This window comes from Pontiella agarivorans (assembly GCF_034531395.1).
Lineage (GTDB): Bacteria > Verrucomicrobiota > Kiritimatiellia > Kiritimatiellales > Pontiellaceae > Pontiella > Pontiella agarivorans.
In genome coordinates this window covers 890,151-908,803 of the sequence record NZ_JARVCO010000012.1, presented here as the reverse complement: position 1 = coordinate 908,803, position 18,653 = coordinate 890,151, and the positions used below count along the sequence as shown (strand labels likewise).

Below are 18,653 nucleotides of genomic sequence, written 5' to 3'. Positions count from 1 at the left end.
AATAATCTACTCGTTTCCGCCAATATACTTCTGAATGGTCCGACCCAGCTCTTTCCAGTCAAGTGGTTTGGCCACATAGGCGGCATGACCCAGCGAGCGCAGATCTTCGCCCTCAACCTTTTCCATGTATCCGCTGCAGAGGATGGCCGGAATATCGCTCCGAACCTTGAGAATCTGCTCAATCAGATCATGCCCATTGATTTCAGGCATACTGTAATCTGTTACAACCACATCAAAAGCCTGCGGGCGGAGCTTGAAGGTCTCCAGCGCGCGAAGACCGTTGGGCGCCGAAACCACTTCATAACCGAACGATTTAAGCATTTCACTCCCCATCGAAAGAATCGCCTTATCATCATCCACAAAAAGTATGCGCCCAGCCCCGGACGGCACCGAAAGATCGACGGGATCTTTCTCCGACAGAACTGCCTCGCCCAACAGCGGAAGATAAATTGTAAATGTCGTACCGACCCCCTCGTCACTCACTACGCTGATCTGGCCGCGGTGTTTACGGACGATGCCATGAACAATCGACAGTCCGAAGCCTGTGCCCTCTCCTTTTTTCTTGGTTGTAAAATAGGGTTCGAAAATATGTTCAACGATATCAGGTGGCATACCGCATCCGCTGTCAGAGACTGTAATACAGGCATATTTCCCCGGGTCGAGATCCACCAGCATTTCGTCTTTATGCCCTTCCGCAACGTCGACCTCCTGCAAGGAAACACTCAACGTTCCCTGATCGGTTCTTCCCAGCGCATGAGCCGCATTGGTACACAGATTGATCAAGACCTGCTGAATTTGTGTCGCATCCCCGAGAACAGCTCCGCATGCCGGATCAATATCCTGCTCCACGGTGATATTCTTTTTCATGGTGGTCTGCACCATGTTTAGCGAATCCTCCACCACGGACTGCAGTTCCAAAGACTGGAACTCCTGTTCCTCCTGCCGGCTGAAGGTCAGAATCTGCCGAACCAGCTTAGTGGCCCGATCACCTGCTTTTACAATCTCCTTGAGATAACTGTAAACCTTGCTTTCTTCATCCACGGTATTCATGCACAGCGCCACATAGCCAAGAATCGCGGTAAGAATATTGTTAAAATCGTGGGAAACCCCGCCTGCCAACGCACCGATAGCATTCATTTTCTGTTGCTGACGCATGTGCTTCTCAATCTCGCGCTCCTCCGTGATATCACGGCTGATGGCCACATAGTTGATCATCTCATTACCGTCACCGCGGATGGGATAGATAACCGATTCCTCAACATAAAAACTGCCGTCCTTTTTTTGGTTGATGAATTCCCCCGACCAAGGATCGCCCCGACTGATCGTCTCCCAAAGTTCTTCAAAAAACTGTGTCCCCTGCTTCCCACTGTTCAGAAAATCGGTTTTTCGCCCCAGCACCTCATTGTGAGTATAGCCCGAGGTATTTTCAAAGGCGGCATTCACATATTGGATATTTCCACTGACGTCAGTAATAATGATGGATTCGCTCGACTGCTCAACCGCCACAGCCAGACGACGCATCTCCTGCTCCATCTGGATACGTTTGGTCAAATCGCGGCTGATACTGATCATCCCGGTGGAGCCAGCTGCAGAATCAAGATACGGAATTTTCATCGTTTCATGATAAACATCTTCTCCATCCGCATTGCTGACCCATCCTTCAGATTCCGCAGCTGTTCCCTTTGCCAGAACACGCAGATCTTCCATGTGCGAGGATTTTGATACGTTTCCCGGAAGAATCTCCGACGACGTCCGCCCGTAGATCCCCTCAACTTCAGCCCCTACAAACCGGGCATATGCCGAGTTACATCCCAGATAGAGACCCCGGCTGTCTTTCACATAGATCGGATCCGGGATCGAATCGATCAGGCAGTACATCAGCGCCTGCTGCTCCACCAGACGGCGTCCAACCTGAATACGGGCCAGCAACTCGCCACTGTCGAACGGCTTTTTAATAAAGTCATCCGCCCCGGCCGCGAAACCTTCAAGCACATCCTCTTTATCAGATTTCGCCGTGAGCAGAATCATATAGACCGGGATCGGTGTTTCAACCTGTCGCATTTTTCGGCACAGCTCAATCCCACTGAGCCCCGGCATCATCCAGTCCAGCAAAGCCAGTTTCGGAGGTTCATCCTGCTGCAGAATTTCCCAGGCCACGTCACCATTCTCGGCCGCAACCACATCATACCCCGCCTTGGTCAGTGTTTTTTTCAACAGGGTCCGCGAGAACGCATTGTCCTCTGCAATCAGAATTTTCATCGGGTCATCTCCAGGCAACCGTAAACCATGCTGTGAATTCTCAAAAAAGATCGATTCAAAAGAAGTGTTACAGATCGTTCACAGGGGTTCAATCGTTTTCAAACTCTGTAAAAGCAACAAAAAGCGCCCCGTTGAATATCGAGGCGCTGTGCGGTTATTCCAGACATCGGAAACGCGAAGACCTAATGGTCGGTCACATCCACCACTTCCTTCACTTCCGGCACCCGTTCTTTGAGCAGGGATTCAATCCCGTTTTTCATGGTCATACGCGCTCCCGGGCAGCCTTTGCATCCACCTTCGAGCTCAATATACACAATACCGTTATTAACATTCGTCACATTGCCGCCGCCACCATGGGAGGCCAATGCCGGTGTAACTTCCTCGTCCATTACCGCATTCACTGCATCCAGAATTTCCTGATCCGTCATGGTTTTTTCCTTTTCTATAGATGAAATTGACTTAGCTCTGCTTAATCCCTACTACTTTCCCCCGACTTACACAAGCATCGGGGAGCCATTAATGATCGACTATATTCTGAATATTCTCAAAGGCGCACTCATGGGTGCAGCCAACGTGATCCCCGGCGTTTCCGGCGGAACCATGGCCCTGCTCACCGGAATCTTTGAGAAACTGATCAACACCATCAAATCGTTCGATCTCACGGCCGTTAAACTCGCCTGCACCTTCAGATTTAAAGAACTCTGCGAACACGTCGACCTCAAATTCCTCTCCGCCATCGGCATCGGGGTCATCGGCAGTATTCTCACCGTCGCCCGGATCCTTGAATATCTCTTCGAACATCAAGCACTATACGTCTGGGCCTTCTTTTTCGGCCTGATCCTCGCATCCGTCTATTTTGTCGGAAAAAAGATTCAGCGGAAATCCATTGCGGTCTACCTGCTTTTTGCACTCGGCACCGCCATCGCCGTCGGCATCGCCTTTCTGGAACCGGCCGAGCAGAACGACGCCATCCCCTACCTGCTCCTCTGCGGAGCGGTCTCCATGTGCAGCATGATCCTGCCCGGCCTCTCCGGCTCCTTTGTCCTCTTGCTCATGGGCAACTATGAACTCGTTATGATCGATGCCGTCAACACCCTCAATCTCCGTGTCATTATCCCGACCGGAATCGGTATGGTGCTTGGAATTGCCGCCTTCGCCCGCGTCCTCTCCTGGGTCTTCAAAAAATTTCACGACCAGACCATTGCCCTGCTCACCGGATTTATTTTCGGGTCGCTGGCCATTCTCTGGCCCTGGAAAGATGAAATCATCAAAACTTTTCAGGACGGCGAAAAACTCAAAGAAAAAGTGGTGGGATACCACTACAGCCTGCCGGAATGGAACACCGAAACCGGCCTGGCTTTGGCCATCATGCTGGCCGGAATCATCATCATTGCTGTGGTGGAAACCACCGCCGGAAAAATAAAGGCCGACTGATCACTCTGCCGGCCCGTCTATTCCAAATACCGGAATCATGCCTTCAGCATTTTATCCGCCCGGTATGACGAACGGACCAGCGGGCCCGACGCTACCGCATCAAAACCGATTTCGTAAGCCGCGTCCTCGAAATCGACAAACTCCTTCGGGGTCACAAACCGCTTCGTGTGCGCATGGTCACGCGTCGGTGCCATATACTGCCCAATGGTCAGCAGACGGATCCCGTGATCATAAATATCCTGCAGACACTCCATCACCTCTTCGTTCGTTTCACCGAGACCCAGCATAATACCGGTCTTCACCCGAATCGATCCATCGCCATACTCCGACGCCATTTTCAAAATTTTCAACGAACGCTCATAAGTCGCGCCAGAGCGAATCGAGCGCTGCAGCCGTTTCACCGTTTCCACATTATGATTAAAAACAATCGGTCCGGCGTCCAGAACCTTATAGAGCGATTCCTTCCGCCCCCAGAAATCCGGTGTCAACACCTCTACGGTTAAACCGGGAACCCGTTCTTTGACCGCAGTAATCGTCTGCGCAAAAATTTCCGCGCCGCCGTCAAGCAGATCATCACGCGTAACCGACGTAATCACCACATGTTTCAGTTTCATTTTTTCCACGGCATCCGCAACCCGGCGGGGCTCATCCAGATCCAGCCCTTCCGGCTTCCCGAACGCAATCGAACAGAACCGGCAGTCACGTGTGCAGATATTCCCCAGAATCATCACCGTCGCCGTGCCGTGGTTCCAGCATTCATGCCGGTTCGGACACTTGGCATCTTCACAGACGGTGTGCAGCCCGTTTTTCTTCAGGGCATTGTGGGTTTCAGAATATTCTTTATCCGTCTGAATGGGGCGCCGCATCCATTCCGGAATCCGTGCGGGCCGCACTGCTTCTTCAGTTGTACTCATATCATGATCTCCGATTGCCGCCCAATCACGGCGACTTCAGTGGCAAAACAGGAAGGAACATACCAGAACCTCCGCTCCGGCAAACTCTAATCCTTAATTTATGTAGGACTGAAAATGTGCTGAATGGATAGTTTTGTCAATTATACAGCATTTTAGTCCATAACAATAGCATCTCGGTCTATGGCCAAAATCAGCTTGATCTTATTACCTATATAACATTAACCAAGATATAAGGAGTTTGATCATGCCCGTTCACCCCGATCCATTCAAAGCCGACCGAGAATCGACCGGTCTTCATCACGTCGATGTCGAAGGTGAAAACCTTCCCCTGATTCTCACGCACAAAGAAGTCCGCAATGCCGCACGCGATTATGAATCGTTCAGCAGCAACAACCCTCTGATGTGCGTCATCCATTCCGAAGCTGACGTACGCACTGTCCGTCAGCTTCCCCTCGAAATCGATCCCCCCGACCATACCGACTATCGCAATATCGTAGAGCCGCTTTTCAAGCGCCCGATGGAAGACGAAAAGTATATGGCCGACATGAAAACACTGGTAAGCGAAATGGTGAGTCATGCCGTACACCAGAAAGAAATCGAGGCTGTACGCGGATTTGCTCTTCCCTTGCAGTGCCGCGCTCTGACACGCCTGCTGAACGTTCCGGAAAGCGAAGCGGACGAATGGATCAATTGGGGCGTACACGTCTTTCACGACCGGGACGACGGCGTCGACAGCGGTCCGGTTTTGGAAAACTATACCGGAAAACAGTTTGCCAAAGCGGAAGGAAATCCGGGCAACGATTTTTTCAGCATACTGAATCTGGCGGAATTCCGCGGCAGAAAACTGACCCTCGAAGAAAAGCAGGGGTTTGCCAATGTTGCCTTTGCCGGCGGCCGCGATACGGTGATTAATATGGTCTCCAGCATTCTGGCCTATTTCGGCGATCATCCGGAAGGCATCGACTTCCTGCGGGAAGACGAAACCCGCATCCCTAAAGCCATTGAGGAATTTGTCCGCTATGTAAGCCCCCTGACTGCCATCACCCGGGTCTGTCCCCATGCCAAAGAAGTGCTGGGCCATACCGTTCCCGCCGGCGGACGCGTCGGGCTATGCTGGCCATCGGCCAATCGCGATGCCACGGTCTTTGAAAATCCGGATGAGATCATCCTCGACCGCCACCCCAACCGACACGTCGGTTTCGGTCATGCCACTCATCGCTGTATGGGTGCGCCGCACGCTCGGCTGATCATGCGCAGCCTGCTTGAATCACTCTGCGAACAGGTCGAACGCATCGAACTGATTGAAGCTGTACCGAAATACGACGAGGAAGCCTCATTCAAGCGCATGACCGGATACGAGTCGGTAAACATTCGTTTTATCGAACGATAAACCGCCCGTACCCGCCAAAGAGCGGAAAGCTTAAAATAAGCGATATCAGCCGCGAAGCGTATCGATCATCTTTTCAAGCTTTTCGCTCTTCTCCTGCAGCTCCACCTTGCGCTTGCGCTGAATGTCCACCACATCCTTAGGAGCACGGTCTACAAAATTAGGATTCTCAAGCTTCTTCTTAACACCGGTCAGGAAGCCGTTGACTTCCTCCAGCTCTTTAGACAGCTTTTCGATTTCCGCATCGACGTCCACCAGACCTTCAATCGACATATACACTGTTCCCAGTGCACTGATACCGCTGGGCATTGCACCTTCCGGCGTATAATCAACGTCCACACGAATTTCCTCCGCATTCAGCGCCGCCGAAATCGAGGCAATATCATCCTCGATCTGCTGTGCAACCTCCGCATTGGAGGCGCGGACACAGAATTTAGCCGTCTGCTTATTGGCCAGGTTATATTCAGCCCGCAGAATACGCCCGATGCGGATTAGGTCATGCTTTCCGTCAACATACTTCACCACCGCAGAACGGATACCCGAAACCACGGCGTTCTCCGGCCACGGCGCAATCATGATCGATTCGGATTCATGATTATATCCCATGCCCTCCCAGAGCTCTTCCGTCTGGAACGGCATAAAAGGATGCAACAGCCGCAGGGCCGTGGAAAATGAAAAATGCATCACCTGCAGCGTATGCTTCTTCTGTTCCGGCGTGCCTTTGTAAAGGATCGGCTTCGCATATTCGAGGTACCAATCGCAGTAGCTATGCCAGAAAAAATCATACAGCGCGAGCGTCGCATCATTAAAACGATAGCGGCCCAGATTTTCATTCACCGCCTCAATCGCTTCATTCAGCTTCGCCAGCAGATGCTGATCGTCCGGTGTCAGATCCGCTTCATCAAACGCCAGATCCTTCACATCAAAATCGGTGGAATGCATTTCCATGAAGCGCGCTGCATTCCAGATCTTCGTACCGAAGTTACGGCCGATCTCAAATTTTTCGTCATTAATATAAACATCCTGCCCGGTCGCTGTAATCATCAGCAGCGAAAAGCGCAGTGCATCCGAGCTGTATTTTTCGATGATATCCAGCGGATCGATGGAATTACCGAGCGATTTCGACATTTTCCGTCCCTGGTCATCGCGCACAGTGCCGTGGATGTAAACCGTATCGAACGGAATATCCCCCATCACTTCCAGACCCGACATAATCATACGCGCCACCCAGAAAAAGATGATCTCGTTACCGGTCACCAGCGTATTGGTCGGATAATAAAATTTCAGATCTTTATCATCGTTCGGCCAGCCGAATACAGAGAACGGCCAGAGCCAGGAAGAGAACCACGTATCGAGTACATCCTCATCCTGCCGCACATTGGCTGATTGACATTTCGGGCACGCGGTTTCCGAGGTCTTGGAGGCCCACTCGTGTCCGCAGTCATCGCAATAGAAAATCGGAATACGGTGCCCCCACCAGATCTGGCGCGAGATGCACCAATCGCGGATGTTTTCCATCCAGCCCATATAGGTCTTGTTCCAGCGCTCCGGCACAAACTTTATCCGGCCGTCATTCACCGCCTCGATCGCCGGACGCGCCAGTGATTTCATCTTCACAAACCACTGCGGAGAAAGGCGCGGTTCAACCACCGTATCGCAACGGTAGCAATGCCCCACCGCGTGCATGTGCTTTTCCACCTTTTCCACCAGCCCGCCGGCCTTCAGATCTTCCATCAGCTGCTTGCGGCATTCAAAGCGGTCCATCCCTTCGTACGGACCGGCCTCCTCGTTCATGATGCCGGTATCGGTCATCACATTAATCTGCGGCAGCTCATGACGCAGCCCCATTTCAAAGTCGTTCGGGTCGTGCGCCGGTGTAATTTTCACAATACCGGTTCCGAATTCCGGATCGACGTAATCGTCGGCAATAATCGGAATTTCACGATTTACAATCGGAAGAATAACCGTCTTCCCGACAAGGTCCTTGTAACGCTCGTCACGCGGATTTACCGCAACTGCCGTATCGCCGAGCATCGTTTCCGGACGCGTCGTCGCAACCACCAGCTTTTTCTTTTCGTCTTTCACCGCGTATTTAATGTGATACAGCGCACCTTCCACTTCAATATGCTCGGATTCCTCATCCGACAACGCGGTCTCGCAACGCGGGCACCAGTTGATGATCCGGCTGCCGCGGTAAATCAGATCTTTGTCATACAGCCGGCAGAAGATTTCCAGCACCGCATCGCTCAGCCCTTCATCCATCGTAAAACGCTCGCGATCCCAATCGCAGGAAGCCCCCAGCTTTTTCAGCTGGTTGGAAATCGTGGAGCCATACTCCTCTTTCCATTCCCAGACGCGCTCGAGAAATTTTTCACGGCCGAGATCATCACGCGTTTTACCTTCTTTTTTGAGGGCGCGCTCCACCACATTCTGCGTAGCGATACCCGCGTGATCGGATCCCGGAACCCAGACCGTATTTTTGCCCTGCATACGGGCGACGCGCGTCAGCACATCCTGGATATTATTATTCAGCGCATGGCCCATGTGCAGAATGCCGGTCACATTCGGCGGCGGAATCACAATGCAGAACGGATCGCCCCCGTCCTCGCTTTCGCCATGAAAGCGCTTGTCTTCCATCCACTGCTTGTACCACTTTTCTTCAACTGCCTTCGGGTCGTAGTTTTTAGATAATCCTGCCATAATTTTTAATCCGGGTTGTTACTAAATTCAGAGTTCATAAACTTGAGCCTGGATGTAGGAAATTCACGGCTCACATTTCACGAATCACTTTTTATCCTCATTCAAAAAGAGTTTGTATTCCACGCCGTCAACCAGAGCTTCCCACGACGCTTCGATGATATTTTCCGAGACACCGACCGTACCCCAGGTATTTTCACCGTCCGACGATTCAATCACCACGCGGGTCTTCGCCGCCGTCGCCTCTTCCGGGTCGAGAATACTCACGCGATAGTCCGCCAGCTGCACATGCCGGATACTCGGGTAAAATTCCTGAAGCGCATGGCGCAGCGCCATGTTCAGCGCATCCACCGGGCCATCACCCTCACCCACCGTAAACGCCCGTTTTCCGTTCACATTCAGCTTCAGTGTCGCCTCGGAAACACACGGCGCATTTTTGCCGCGCTTTTCCACCATCACGCGGAACCCCTCGAGCTCAAAGAAACTCTTATGCTCCTTCAGCACCTTCTTGATCAGCATCTTAAAGGAGGCATCGGCCGACTCATACACATAGCCGCCCCGCTCCTGCTTTTCCATCATTTTCAGAATCTCGCGCACTTCCGGCGATTTCCGGTCGATATTATTCAACCCCATCTCAATCAGCTTTTCCATCACATTGCTTGCCCCGGAAAGCTCCGAAATCAGGATACGGCGATCATTGCCCACCGACTCCGGCGGCACATGTTCAAAACTGTGCGACACCTTCCGCACGCCATCCACATGCATCCCCGCCTTATGAGCAAATGCGCTCTCGCCCACAAAGGCCGCACGCTGGTTATCCCGCAGATTCGCCTGCTCATTCACAAACTGCGAAACCGACTTCAGACTTTTCAGCTGCGCCGGATCGGCCAGACAGGTTTTGTCCGTCTTCAGATTCAGGTTGGCCACCACTGAAACCAGGTTGCAGTTCCCGCACCGCTCACCGAATCCATTGATTACGCCCTGCACATGCACAGCCCCGGCACGAACCGATTCCATCGCATTCGCCACCGCGGTTTCTGAGTCGTTGTGCGTATGAATACCCACCGCCACGCCGAATCGATCGCGTACCAGTGTGGTCACCTCAAAAATTTCGTTCGGCATACAACCGCCGTTGGTATCGCACAGCACCAGGCAGTCCGCCCCGCCCCTCACCGCAGCTTCCAGGGATCGGAGGGCATAATCCGGACTGTCCTTGTATCCGTCGAAAAAATGTTCCGCGTCGTAAATGACCTCTTTGCCGTTTTCCTTCAAATAGCGGCAGGTATCCTCGATCATCGCCAGATTTTCCTCCGGCGTCGTTTTCAAAACTTCGGTCACATGCAGCAGCCAGCTTTTTCCGAAAATCGTGCAGACGTCCGTATCCGCCTCCAGCAGCGCCGCCGTACCCTTATCCTCTTCCACCTTCACGTTGGCCCGACGCGTACTTCCGAAAGCCGCAATTTTGGCCTGCTTCAGCGTTTCGTTTTTAATGGCCTTGAAAAAGGCCATATCCTTCGGATTCGACGCAGCGAATCCACCCTCGATATAATCCACCCCGAACGAATCGAGCATTTTCGCCACATGGATCTTGGCCACCGGCGAGAACGTGACGCCCTCCGCCTGCGCACCGTCACGCAACGTTGTATCGTAAATGAAGACTTTATTTTCTGCACTCATGTAGGCTCTCTCTGTCAATAGAAACGCGGAAACATAACGCAGGCCCCGCAATCGAACCAAGCTCGAAGGGGGAATTTCTCCAGATGCAAAATTCGCTGTTTTTCGCTGAACCAGCCGCATTTCGCCGCTATATTTTCCCAATGGACCCGATTCCCGCCAACCGAAGCCTCGCCTATCTGCTCGGTCGCAGATCGGCTCCGCTCTTCCTGAAAGCCAACTGGATATTCAAGGCGCTGGCGGGCAGTGAAAAAGAGAAAATATCCGCTGAATTCCAGATGGGCCTGTTGCTGGCTCAGGCCTACGAGGAGAAAGTTCCAACCTTTGGAAGTAACCGCCTCGATGAAATTGCCGCACAACTCACCGCCCGCCTCCGAAACAAAAACCGGCAGCACCGTTTCCGGCTCGATCAGTCCGGCGAACTCAATGCCTGCGCCATTCCCGGCGGATTCATCTATGTATCGGAAAAACTGTTCGATCTGTGCGGCGAAGATACCGACGCCATCGCCTTTGTTCTCGCCCACGAAATGGCCCACGGCATTCACGGCGATGCCAACGAGCGTTACTTAACCAAAACGGTGATCAGCGGACTGCTCCGCTTGAAAACGCGCGGCCTTTCCCCGGGCACGCAGCAGCTGCTCGCGCGGCTGATTCAACAGGGCTATTCCCGGGAGCAGGAATTCCGCGCCGACCGCTTCGCCGTCGCCCTCACCCGGGCCGCCGGATTTGATCCCGAAGGAGGATGCCGCCTTTTTTCCAATCTTCGGAAAACCTCAAACGACCCGAACCCCTTCGGTGCCTATCTTTCCTCCCATCCCCCGATGGATGAGCGGATCAAACGGATCGAAAAGCGAATCAAAGAACGGGCTTAATCCAGCGCCGCTCCACAGAATTTACAGTATTTTGCATCGGTATCGTGCGGCCCTCTTTTACAAGACGGACAGATTTTTCCTCTGCGCTTCATCGCTGTGGAAAGACCCACCTCCGCCGTAATAATTCCGGTAGGCACTGCAATGATGCTGTAGGCAATAATCATCAGGAAAGCCGCCAGCGTCTGACCCAGCGGCGTCTGCGGCGCCATATCGCCATAGCCCACCGTCGTCACCGTAATGATCGCCCAATACACCGACTGCGGAATACTGTTGAATCCATGCTGCTCGCCCTCAATTGCATACATCAGCGATCCGACAATAATTACCAGCGTCAGCACCGTGACGAGGAAAATACCGATTTTGCGCCGGCTGGCCATCAGCGCATTCAGCAGCAGGTCCGCCTCGCCGACATATTGCGCCATTTTCAGTACACGGAATATACGCAGCATCCGCAGCACTTTTATGACATCCAGAAATTCCGCATTATCAATAAAGAGCCCCAGGTAAAACGGCAACACCGCCAGCAAATCCACCACCCCGAAAAAACTGTGCGCATATTTAACCGGGTTCTTTGCACAGTAGAGCCGCAGAACATATTCAATGGTAAACAGCACCGTGAATACCGTGTTGAGCGATGAAACCAACAGACCGTGTGCATCGCGAACAGAATGCACGCTGTTGAGCATCGTCAGCCCGACGCTGATCAGAATGGCCGCAAAAAGCCCGACATCAAAGGCTTTTCCCGCCGGAGTATCCGCCCCGAAGATAATGATAAACAGCTTTTCTTTCAGCGGCTGATTACGCATGACAACAACATCCGGTCGGTGTGATTTCCAGATGATGCACCGGAAATTCCAGCTCCTTTAAATCCGTATAACCGATTCCGATGGCGCAATCGCCCATGCCCGAACCGGAAATTTTCGCGCCGAAAATATCCGGCGACTGCTGCAGCGCATTGACGATAATCTGAAGCTCCGGCGTATTCACCCCCATCTCATCCATCAATTCCTGATTCCGGTTGAGAATTTTTCCAAACCCTGGAAAATCGTGATTCCGAAGTTTGGAAACCGCGTTCTGCGCACTTGCATTCATTTCCGCATAAATGCGCTCATACTTCGCGGGATCATCCGCCTTGAGCTGTTCCACCCGCAGAATGACATCCGGTGTCGGCGTTTTGTACCCGCAGTAAACCGCGGTCAATGGAATCGAAACTTCAAGGGGAATAAAATCCGGATCAATCGTGTACCCGACAATTCCGCCGAACACACTGGCGGCCAGATCAGAACCGGACCCCCGCCCCTGCACGGTCTGTACTGTTTTCAGAGCGGCCTCAAACAGCTGCTCCGGTGCGGCTTCTATGCCCTCCAGCCAGAACATCAGCGCCGCATGCACGGCCACGGTCACCGCGGCCGACGAACCGAAACCGATGTCGGCCGAAAATTCAGAATGTATCTTCAGACGAAATCCCGACGGGATAGCACCGAGATGCTGCCGCACAGCCTGCAACACAAAACGAAAACGGGGATCGTCCTCCAAACTGCTGAGCGATGCCCGGTAATTTCCGAGAGCGGAATCGATTTCCAGCACATTTTCCGGAGTCTGGAAAAGTTCCACCTGAATGCGCCGGTCAATGGCACCGACCAATGCGCGGTTTCCATGGAGCACAGCATGCTCGCCCAACAGCATCAGACTGCCCGGAGCCGAGGTTTTGATGACGGCAGCTTCGGCCATGAAACTTAAACGATTCGGGTTCCCAGCGGATCGCCTCGCACGGGCGAGACGGCATAGCCGTATTTTTCGCAGATTCCACGCGGCATTTCATCGGCAATCACTAGCACCACACCACCGCACTCGCCGGCTACGGATCCTGCACCGCAGATTTTTGCGGACCCGCCCCACGCTTCGACTTCAGCAATAAACCGCTGAACCTTTTCCGGAACAACCCCGATCGCCGACAGCAACCGGTTATTTTCCCGAACCAGCCAATGCAGCTTCTGTGTGTTATTGCTCCGGATGGCCTGTTCAAATTCGTTGGTCACAGCCTCGAATTCGCTCCAGATTCCGCTGTTTCCAAACTGCTTCTCCACATCCATCACACACTCGCCGGTGGACGTTGCGGGAACGCCGGTCTGCACCATGAACATTTGCGTACGCGGCAGTGCAATGGAAGAGGCCACGCCATTCTGAAAACGGGCGCAACCACCGTGCAGCGAAATATAGGAATCCACACCGCTCGGCCTGCCATGCTGCAGCTTTTCGGCTTCAAGCGAATATTCGTAGTACCAATCAGGTTTAAAATCGACGCGGAAATAGTGGCCGATCGCGCGGATTTCGCTCAGCACCGTGGCCGCCGAGGATCCCATTCCGCAGCCTACCGGAATACTGGAGCGCAACTTCATCACCAACCCGGAATCAAGCGTGCGATGCAATCCATCCATCGTATGGATAAAGGTGAAACGGAACAGATCGGCCGGCGCTCCGAGCACATAGCCGATCCCGACATCGCCTTTCAAAAATTCGCGGTATTTTTTCTCAGCACGGCGCTTCAGATCGCGCAGAGCCATCACCGTATGGGATTCGGAAACGCCGGTTCCGGGAAGATCAAAGGCGACGCCCTGTTCCTCTTTCGGAGTCAGCTCAAATACCGCACTGCGATCGATCGCCATGGCAATGGCCGGTTTCCCGTAAACCACCGCATGTTCACCGCTGAGAATCAGCTTGCCTGGAGCCACTGCTTTCATTCGTCCACTAATGATTCATACTCCCGTTTATGCTGACTGATCCCCGAAAACCGGAACGGCCCGGTTTTGTATTGCGGGAAAATATAATCCCCGCCATCGGTCGGCACGCCGTAATGAAAAATATCTTCGTACTGTTGATACGTAAGTTCCGTGCGTTCGGCGAGCATTTTTGCATGCTGATCCCCAAAGAGGACATCGCGGTAACCGGGCTGAACCACCCCGCTGTAAAACTCGCCGACACATCCCGAACCGTAGCTGTAAAGGCCGATGCGCTTTCCAGTCAGATCCTCTTCCCCCGTTTCAAGCAGGGACGTGAGGCCGACATACATCGATCCGGAATAACAGTTCCCCGTAATCCGGCTGTAACGCAGCGACTCCTCCAGCAGATGCTGCATATCTTCGCGCGAGGTTTTCACCCTGCATTTTCGGCAGAGCTTCTGGTGCGCCTTTTCCGCCATTTTGGTGAACGGAATGTGATAGCAGAAACGGTCGAAATCGGTCAGTTCACGACCGGACTCTTCCGCATACTGCTTCCAGGATTCTATGAGAGCATGGATGTAGACCATCGTGGAATACTTCCCGTCCACCAGCGCTTCCGAGCGATAATTCGGACGCCAGAAATCCATGACATCTTCCGTATAATATCCCGCTTCGGGATCAATCGCCAGAATCCGCGGATCGGCGGAAATCAGCATCGCGACCGAGCCGCAGCCCTGCGTGGCCTCCCCCGGACTGCCCAGTTCATAACGCGCCACATCGGACGTAATCACCAGCGCTTTTTTTGCCGGATTCCGCGCCACAAAACCGAGGGCCATCTGAATAGCCGCTGTTCCGGAATAACACGCCTGCTTCAGTTCAACCGTTCGGCAGCGCGGCCCCAGCTCCAACAGCCCGTGAACATAGACGCCCGCCGCCTTTGACTGGTCAATGCCGGTTTCCGTGGCGAAAAGCAAAAGCTCGACCTCTTCAAGCTCCCCCTCCTTCATCAGCGGATACGCCGCACTTGCACCCAGCGTCACTACATCTTCATCCGGCGCAGGTATACCCATTTTTTCCTGCCCGATACCCACATAATATTTATCGGCATCCACTTTACGCGCTTCAGCCAGTGTTTTCAGATCTACAAAATAATGAGAGGTGTAGAAGCTGATCCGATCAATTCCAATTTTCATTCAGAATGAGTTCCTCTTTGCCTTTCAAATTCTCAACACGTCCCGTTCCCAGCAGAAACATCGCCGTCACAAATTCCCGTTTCAGCCGCTGAATCACCTGCCGCACCGCATCCGCCGATTCCCGCGCCGGATCCAGAAACGGGCGGGCCAGACCGCACATCGATGCACCTAGAATAATACTTTTAGCCATATCTATGCCACTCCGGATACCACCTGAAGCAATCACATTCATCTCATGCCGGAACGGCTTCATCATTTTTAATGCAACCGGCGTCGGAATTCCCCAGTCGCCAAACAGTTCACCCAATGCGGGATTCTCACTGCGGCGGCTCTCCACCATGCTCCATGATGTACCGCCGCTGCCCGCAACATCAATATATTTCACACCGGCCGCCAGCAGATGTTCCACATCCTGCGCGGAAATCCCCGCACCGACTTCTTTGATCACGACCGGTATTTTCAACTGCTGCACAACCGTCGCAATTTTATTCCGAAGGTCGGAAAAATCGGTATCCCCCTCCGGTTGAACCGCCTCCTGCAGCGGATTCAGATGCAGATACAACCCATCGGCATCCAGCACCTGCACAGCCGCTTCGCAGTCCGCAAACCCCACATTATAATTCAGCTGAACCGCCCCCAGATTTCCTAGAAGCGGAACCGTCGGAGCATACTCACGCAGGGCAAAGCTTTCCCGCGCCGCGCGGTCGGAAAGAAAAACACGTTGCGATCCCACCGCCAGTGCCACGCCCTCGGCCTCGGCCGCAACAGCAAGATTGCGGTTGATTTTCACCAGCTCCTCATCCTTCCCCCCGGTCATTGAGGAAATCAGCAGCGGAAATGAAAGTTTCCTGCCGAGAAAGGTTACCGCGGGATCGATCTCCGCCATATTCAGTTCCGGTAACGCACGGTGCGTCAGATGAATCCGGTCAAAATAGAATTTATTGCGATCAATCGCCGCATCGTCCGACACGATATTGATATGATCCAGTTTACGCTGATTGATTTTTGCCATAATTCGGAAGACTGTATAACGATCTTCCAGGCGTTGGAAATCCTAAAACAGGCACTAAACCGCTTCAGGATCGATGACTCGCGGCTTGAAACTTGCCAAATTCCATATTTGAAAGGATAGTTACAGCATGAACAAATTAACGGCTCTATGTATTGGTCTAATCCTCGCAACTGTCGTTCCGGCATCGCACGCACAGGAAAGCATTCAGAATCTACGCGTCGTTTGGTCGAAAGATCCCGGCACCCAGGCGGTTATTGTATGGGATGCCCCCCAGGCAGATGAAACCGCGCGCGTGCTCTACGACACCCGGTCGCATTCGGACGAACAGAAGAATTATCTCTTTAACGCCCCCCTTTCTGAAACCGGTCTGTACAACGAAAGCCGCGCGAAAAAACCGAAATCGGCTCCTGCAGACTGGACCTCCGAATCCTCGCCGGACCTGTTCTATCACCAGATTCAGCTCCAAAACCTGGAGCCCGAAACGATCTATTATCTAACCGTAAAAACGGCCCGCGGAATGAGTCGGGAATATCATTTCAAAACCGCTCCGGAAAAGCAGACGCCCTTTAAACTGATCTATGCCGGCGACTCCCGAACCCATCTGGAGGTTGCCCGGAAAATCAGTTTACAGATCAGAGAAATGATCAAACAGGACGATTCGATTATTGCACTGATCCATGGCGGCGACTATGCCGTCACCACTCGGCGGAAGGTCTGGAAAAACTGGCTCGAAGCCTACGCACTCACCACAACCGAAGACGGACAGCTGCTTCCCATCATTCCAACCATTGGAAACCACGATGTCCCGGGAAAAAGTCCTATTTTCCGTCAAGCCTACGGCTACCCCGGCGGCGAACGCGACTACTATACCTGTCGACTGACCCCCGACGTCAGCATTCTTTGCCTGAACACCGAAATCAGTGCCGAAGGCCGGCAGCGGGCCTTTCTGCAATCGGAACTCGAAAAGCTGAAAAAAGATCATGTAAAATGGCAGCTCGCCGCCTACCACAAACCCGCCTTTCCGGCGATTAAACAACCCAGTGCGGCGAAGGTCAGCTGGGTACCGCTCTTTGATAAATTCAATCTGGATCTCGTGCTGGAATCGGATGGGCACTGCATCAAACGAACGGTACCCATTCGCCATGGAAAAGAAGATCCGGCCGGAACGGTCTATCTCGGCGAAGGAGGCTACGGAGCCCCGCAACGGGACCCGAAACCCGATCGATGGTATCTGCAGGGCGAAAATTCTTTTGCCTCAAAGGGCGATCACATCATGCTGCTGGAATTCAATGGCGATACGATTCATTATTCCACCCTCCTTGATACGGGCGAAACCGTAGACACCGCCACCTTCAAAGCCCGACGCTAGTATGCACCATCAAAAAACTGCAGCATTCCGGCATGCTCCGCCCCATCTGTTGGCTGCGGCATACACTCTGACGTGCCTGGTCTATGCCTGGCGTTTCAACCGCTATTCCTCCAAAACATTCTCCTTCCTCTGGGAAGAAAATGGAATATCCGAAGCCGGAGCCGGACGGGTTGAGACCGCGATGATTCTCCTGCTTCTGTTTTCAGCGGGCTGCATTTGGAGCGGTAAACTGCGTAATCTTTCCCTGCTCGGCATCATTCCGATGTTTTTCGAAATGCTCTCGGAAACCTTCATGCCTTCCGCCAAATATCCCCTGCTCTACTGGGCGGAATGGGCGCTGCGCTATACCGTGCCGGCAGCGGCCATCATCCTGCTCAATCCATCAGAAAGAAACCGGGCATGGAGCATGGGGCTTCTGCGTATTTCAATCGCACTCACCTTTGCCGCACACGGAATTAAAGCCCTGCTTTCCGATCCCCACTTCCTCGATTTTCTGCTGGTATTCCTCCGACGCATAAACGTGCAGACAGTCAACGAAGAATGGATGCTCCACGCGGTGCATCTGATTGGGATATTTGATCTGTGCCTTGCGGCTCACCTGCTGTTTTTCAAGCTGGAGCGCAATCGGGCAGTATTAATATGGATGGCCACCTGGGGCGCCATCACCGCACTGGCCCGCATTACCTACGGGGGCTGGGGAAACTGGCATGAAGTGTGTATTCGTTCCGCTCACAGCATCGGGCCCATCACCCTTCTGCTGTTGATCAGCATCCGTCGATCTGAAACGTCCGATTAACCGCCGGATTTTTTTACCGTGTAGCCCATCGACTGCAGTTCAGCCACCAGCAGATCGCGATGGTCGCCCTGAATTTCAATCGTCCGGCCTTTAACCGTACCGCCTGTTCCGCATTTCTGCTTCAGCTGTTTCGCCAGGTCTTTCAATCCTTGCGGATGCACCGGAACGCCGGTAATCACCGTCATCCCTTTACCCTTGCGGCCCTTGGTTTCACGGCCCACCCGGACAATGCCGTCGCCCTTCGGCACTTCCGGCTTTTTCTTTTCCGGTTTAATCCGACCCTTATCGGTTGAGAAAACAATATCCAGATCGTCAAAACTGTTCAT

16 protein-coding genes are annotated in these 18,653 nt (G+C 53.0%); 5 read left to right on the top strand and 11 right to left on the bottom strand.

Translation table 11 applies throughout. From position 1 onward, the window contains the following. Positions 1 to 6 precede the first annotated feature (6 nt). Positions 7 to 2,259 carry a response regulator gene (locus tag P9H32_RS16675; protein WP_322610055.1) on the bottom strand — a complete coding sequence of 751 codons (2,253 nt, stop codon included), beginning with the start codon at positions 2,257 to 2,259 and terminating at the stop codon, positions 7 to 9. 182 nt (positions 2,260 to 2,441) lie between these two features. After that, a complete protein-coding gene (locus P9H32_RS16670) occupies positions 2,442 to 2,687 on the bottom strand; it encodes a NifU family protein (protein WP_322610054.1) in 246 nt (81 codons plus the stop codon). A gap of 91 nt (positions 2,688 to 2,778) precedes the next feature. On the opposite strand from P9H32_RS16670, the gene P9H32_RS16665 reads away from it, so the two are divergent. Then, positions 2,779 to 3,693, top strand: coding sequence for a DUF368 domain-containing protein (locus tag P9H32_RS16665; protein ID WP_322610053.1), 915 nt, complete (start codon positions 2,779 to 2,781; stop codon positions 3,691 to 3,693). 35 nt (positions 3,694 to 3,728) lie between these two features. Here P9H32_RS16665 and lipA read toward each other — a convergent pair whose 3' ends face one another. Then, complete coding sequence (gene lipA, locus P9H32_RS16660) at positions 3,729 to 4,607, bottom strand: lipoyl synthase (protein WP_322610052.1); 879 nt, start codon at positions 4,605 to 4,607, stop codon at positions 3,729 to 3,731. Positions 4,608 to 4,851: 244 nt separating this feature from the next. On the opposite strand from lipA, the gene P9H32_RS16655 reads away from it, so the two are divergent. Beyond that, entirely contained in the window at positions 4,852 to 5,997 is a 1,146-nt protein-coding gene (locus tag P9H32_RS16655) for a cytochrome P450 (protein WP_322610051.1), read from the top strand. 45 nt (positions 5,998 to 6,042) lie between these two features. Here the strand turns inward: P9H32_RS16655 and P9H32_RS16650 are convergent, their stop codons facing one another. Together P9H32_RS16650 and cimA are read right to left on the bottom strand one after the other, a co-directional pair. Beyond that, complete coding sequence (locus P9H32_RS16650) at positions 6,043 to 8,694, bottom strand: valine--tRNA ligase (RefSeq protein ID WP_322610050.1); 2,652 nt, start codon at positions 8,692 to 8,694, stop codon at positions 6,043 to 6,045. An 84-nt stretch (positions 8,695 to 8,778) separates the two neighbouring features. Continuing rightward, a complete protein-coding gene (gene cimA / locus P9H32_RS16645; protein WP_322610049.1) occupies positions 8,779 to 10,368 on the bottom strand; it encodes a citramalate synthase in 1,590 nt (529 codons plus the stop codon). Between the two features lie 83 nt (positions 10,369 to 10,451). Here cimA and P9H32_RS16640 point away from each other — a divergent pair, with 83 nt between their 5' ends. After that, entirely contained in the window at positions 10,452 to 11,237 is a 786-nt protein-coding gene (locus P9H32_RS16640; protein WP_322610048.1) for a M48 family metallopeptidase, read from the top strand. On the opposite strand, the gene P9H32_RS16635 is transcribed toward P9H32_RS16640, so the two are convergent. Genes P9H32_RS16635 through fni form a run of 5 tightly spaced genes read right to left on the bottom strand, consistent with a single transcriptional unit; the run spans position 11,234 to position 16,162 of the window. Beyond that, complete coding sequence (locus tag P9H32_RS16635) at positions 11,234 to 12,043, bottom strand: ion transporter (RefSeq protein WP_322610047.1); 810 nt, start codon at positions 12,041 to 12,043, stop codon at positions 11,234 to 11,236. The genes P9H32_RS16640 and P9H32_RS16635 overlap by 4 nt on opposite strands. Continuing rightward, positions 12,036 to 12,968, bottom strand: a complete 933-nt coding sequence (locus P9H32_RS16630) for a mevalonate kinase family protein (protein ID WP_322610046.1) — start codon at positions 12,966 to 12,968, stop codon at positions 12,036 to 12,038. The genes P9H32_RS16635 and P9H32_RS16630 overlap by 8 nt, the downstream gene beginning before the upstream one ends. Positions 12,969 to 12,973: 5 nt before the next feature. Next, complete coding sequence (locus tag P9H32_RS16625; RefSeq protein WP_322610045.1) at positions 12,974 to 13,978, bottom strand: mevalonate kinase family protein; 1,005 nt, start codon at positions 13,976 to 13,978, stop codon at positions 12,974 to 12,976. Beyond that, positions 13,975 to 15,150 carry a hydroxymethylglutaryl-CoA synthase gene (locus P9H32_RS16620; RefSeq protein WP_322610044.1) on the bottom strand — a complete coding sequence of 392 codons (1,176 nt, stop codon included), beginning with the start codon at positions 15,148 to 15,150 and terminating at the stop codon, positions 13,975 to 13,977. The genes P9H32_RS16625 and P9H32_RS16620 overlap by 4 nt, the downstream gene beginning before the upstream one ends. Beyond that, positions 15,134 to 16,162 carry a type 2 isopentenyl-diphosphate Delta-isomerase gene (gene fni / locus P9H32_RS16615; protein WP_322610043.1) on the bottom strand — a complete coding sequence of 343 codons (1,029 nt, stop codon included), beginning with the start codon at positions 16,160 to 16,162 and terminating at the stop codon, positions 15,134 to 15,136. Before fni ends, P9H32_RS16620 begins: the two co-directional genes overlap by 17 nt. A 127-nt stretch (positions 16,163 to 16,289) precedes the next feature. Between fni and P9H32_RS16610 the strand changes: the two genes are divergently transcribed. Further along, entirely contained in the window at positions 16,290 to 17,531 is a 1,242-nt protein-coding gene (locus tag P9H32_RS16610) for a purple acid phosphatase family protein (RefSeq protein ID WP_322610042.1), read from the top strand. 1 nt (position 17,532) lies between these two features. Continuing rightward, positions 17,533 to 18,327 carry a hypothetical protein gene (locus P9H32_RS16605; protein ID WP_322610041.1) on the top strand — a complete coding sequence of 265 codons (795 nt, stop codon included), beginning with the start codon at positions 17,533 to 17,535 and terminating at the stop codon, positions 18,325 to 18,327. Here the strand turns inward: P9H32_RS16605 and yciH are convergent. Then, the gene (gene yciH / locus P9H32_RS16600) at positions 18,324 to 18,653 is read right to left on the bottom strand and encodes a stress response translation initiation inhibitor YciH (protein ID WP_322610040.1); all 330 of its coding nucleotides are present in this window, start codon (positions 18,651 to 18,653) and stop codon (positions 18,324 to 18,326) included. The genes P9H32_RS16605 and yciH overlap by 4 nt on opposite strands.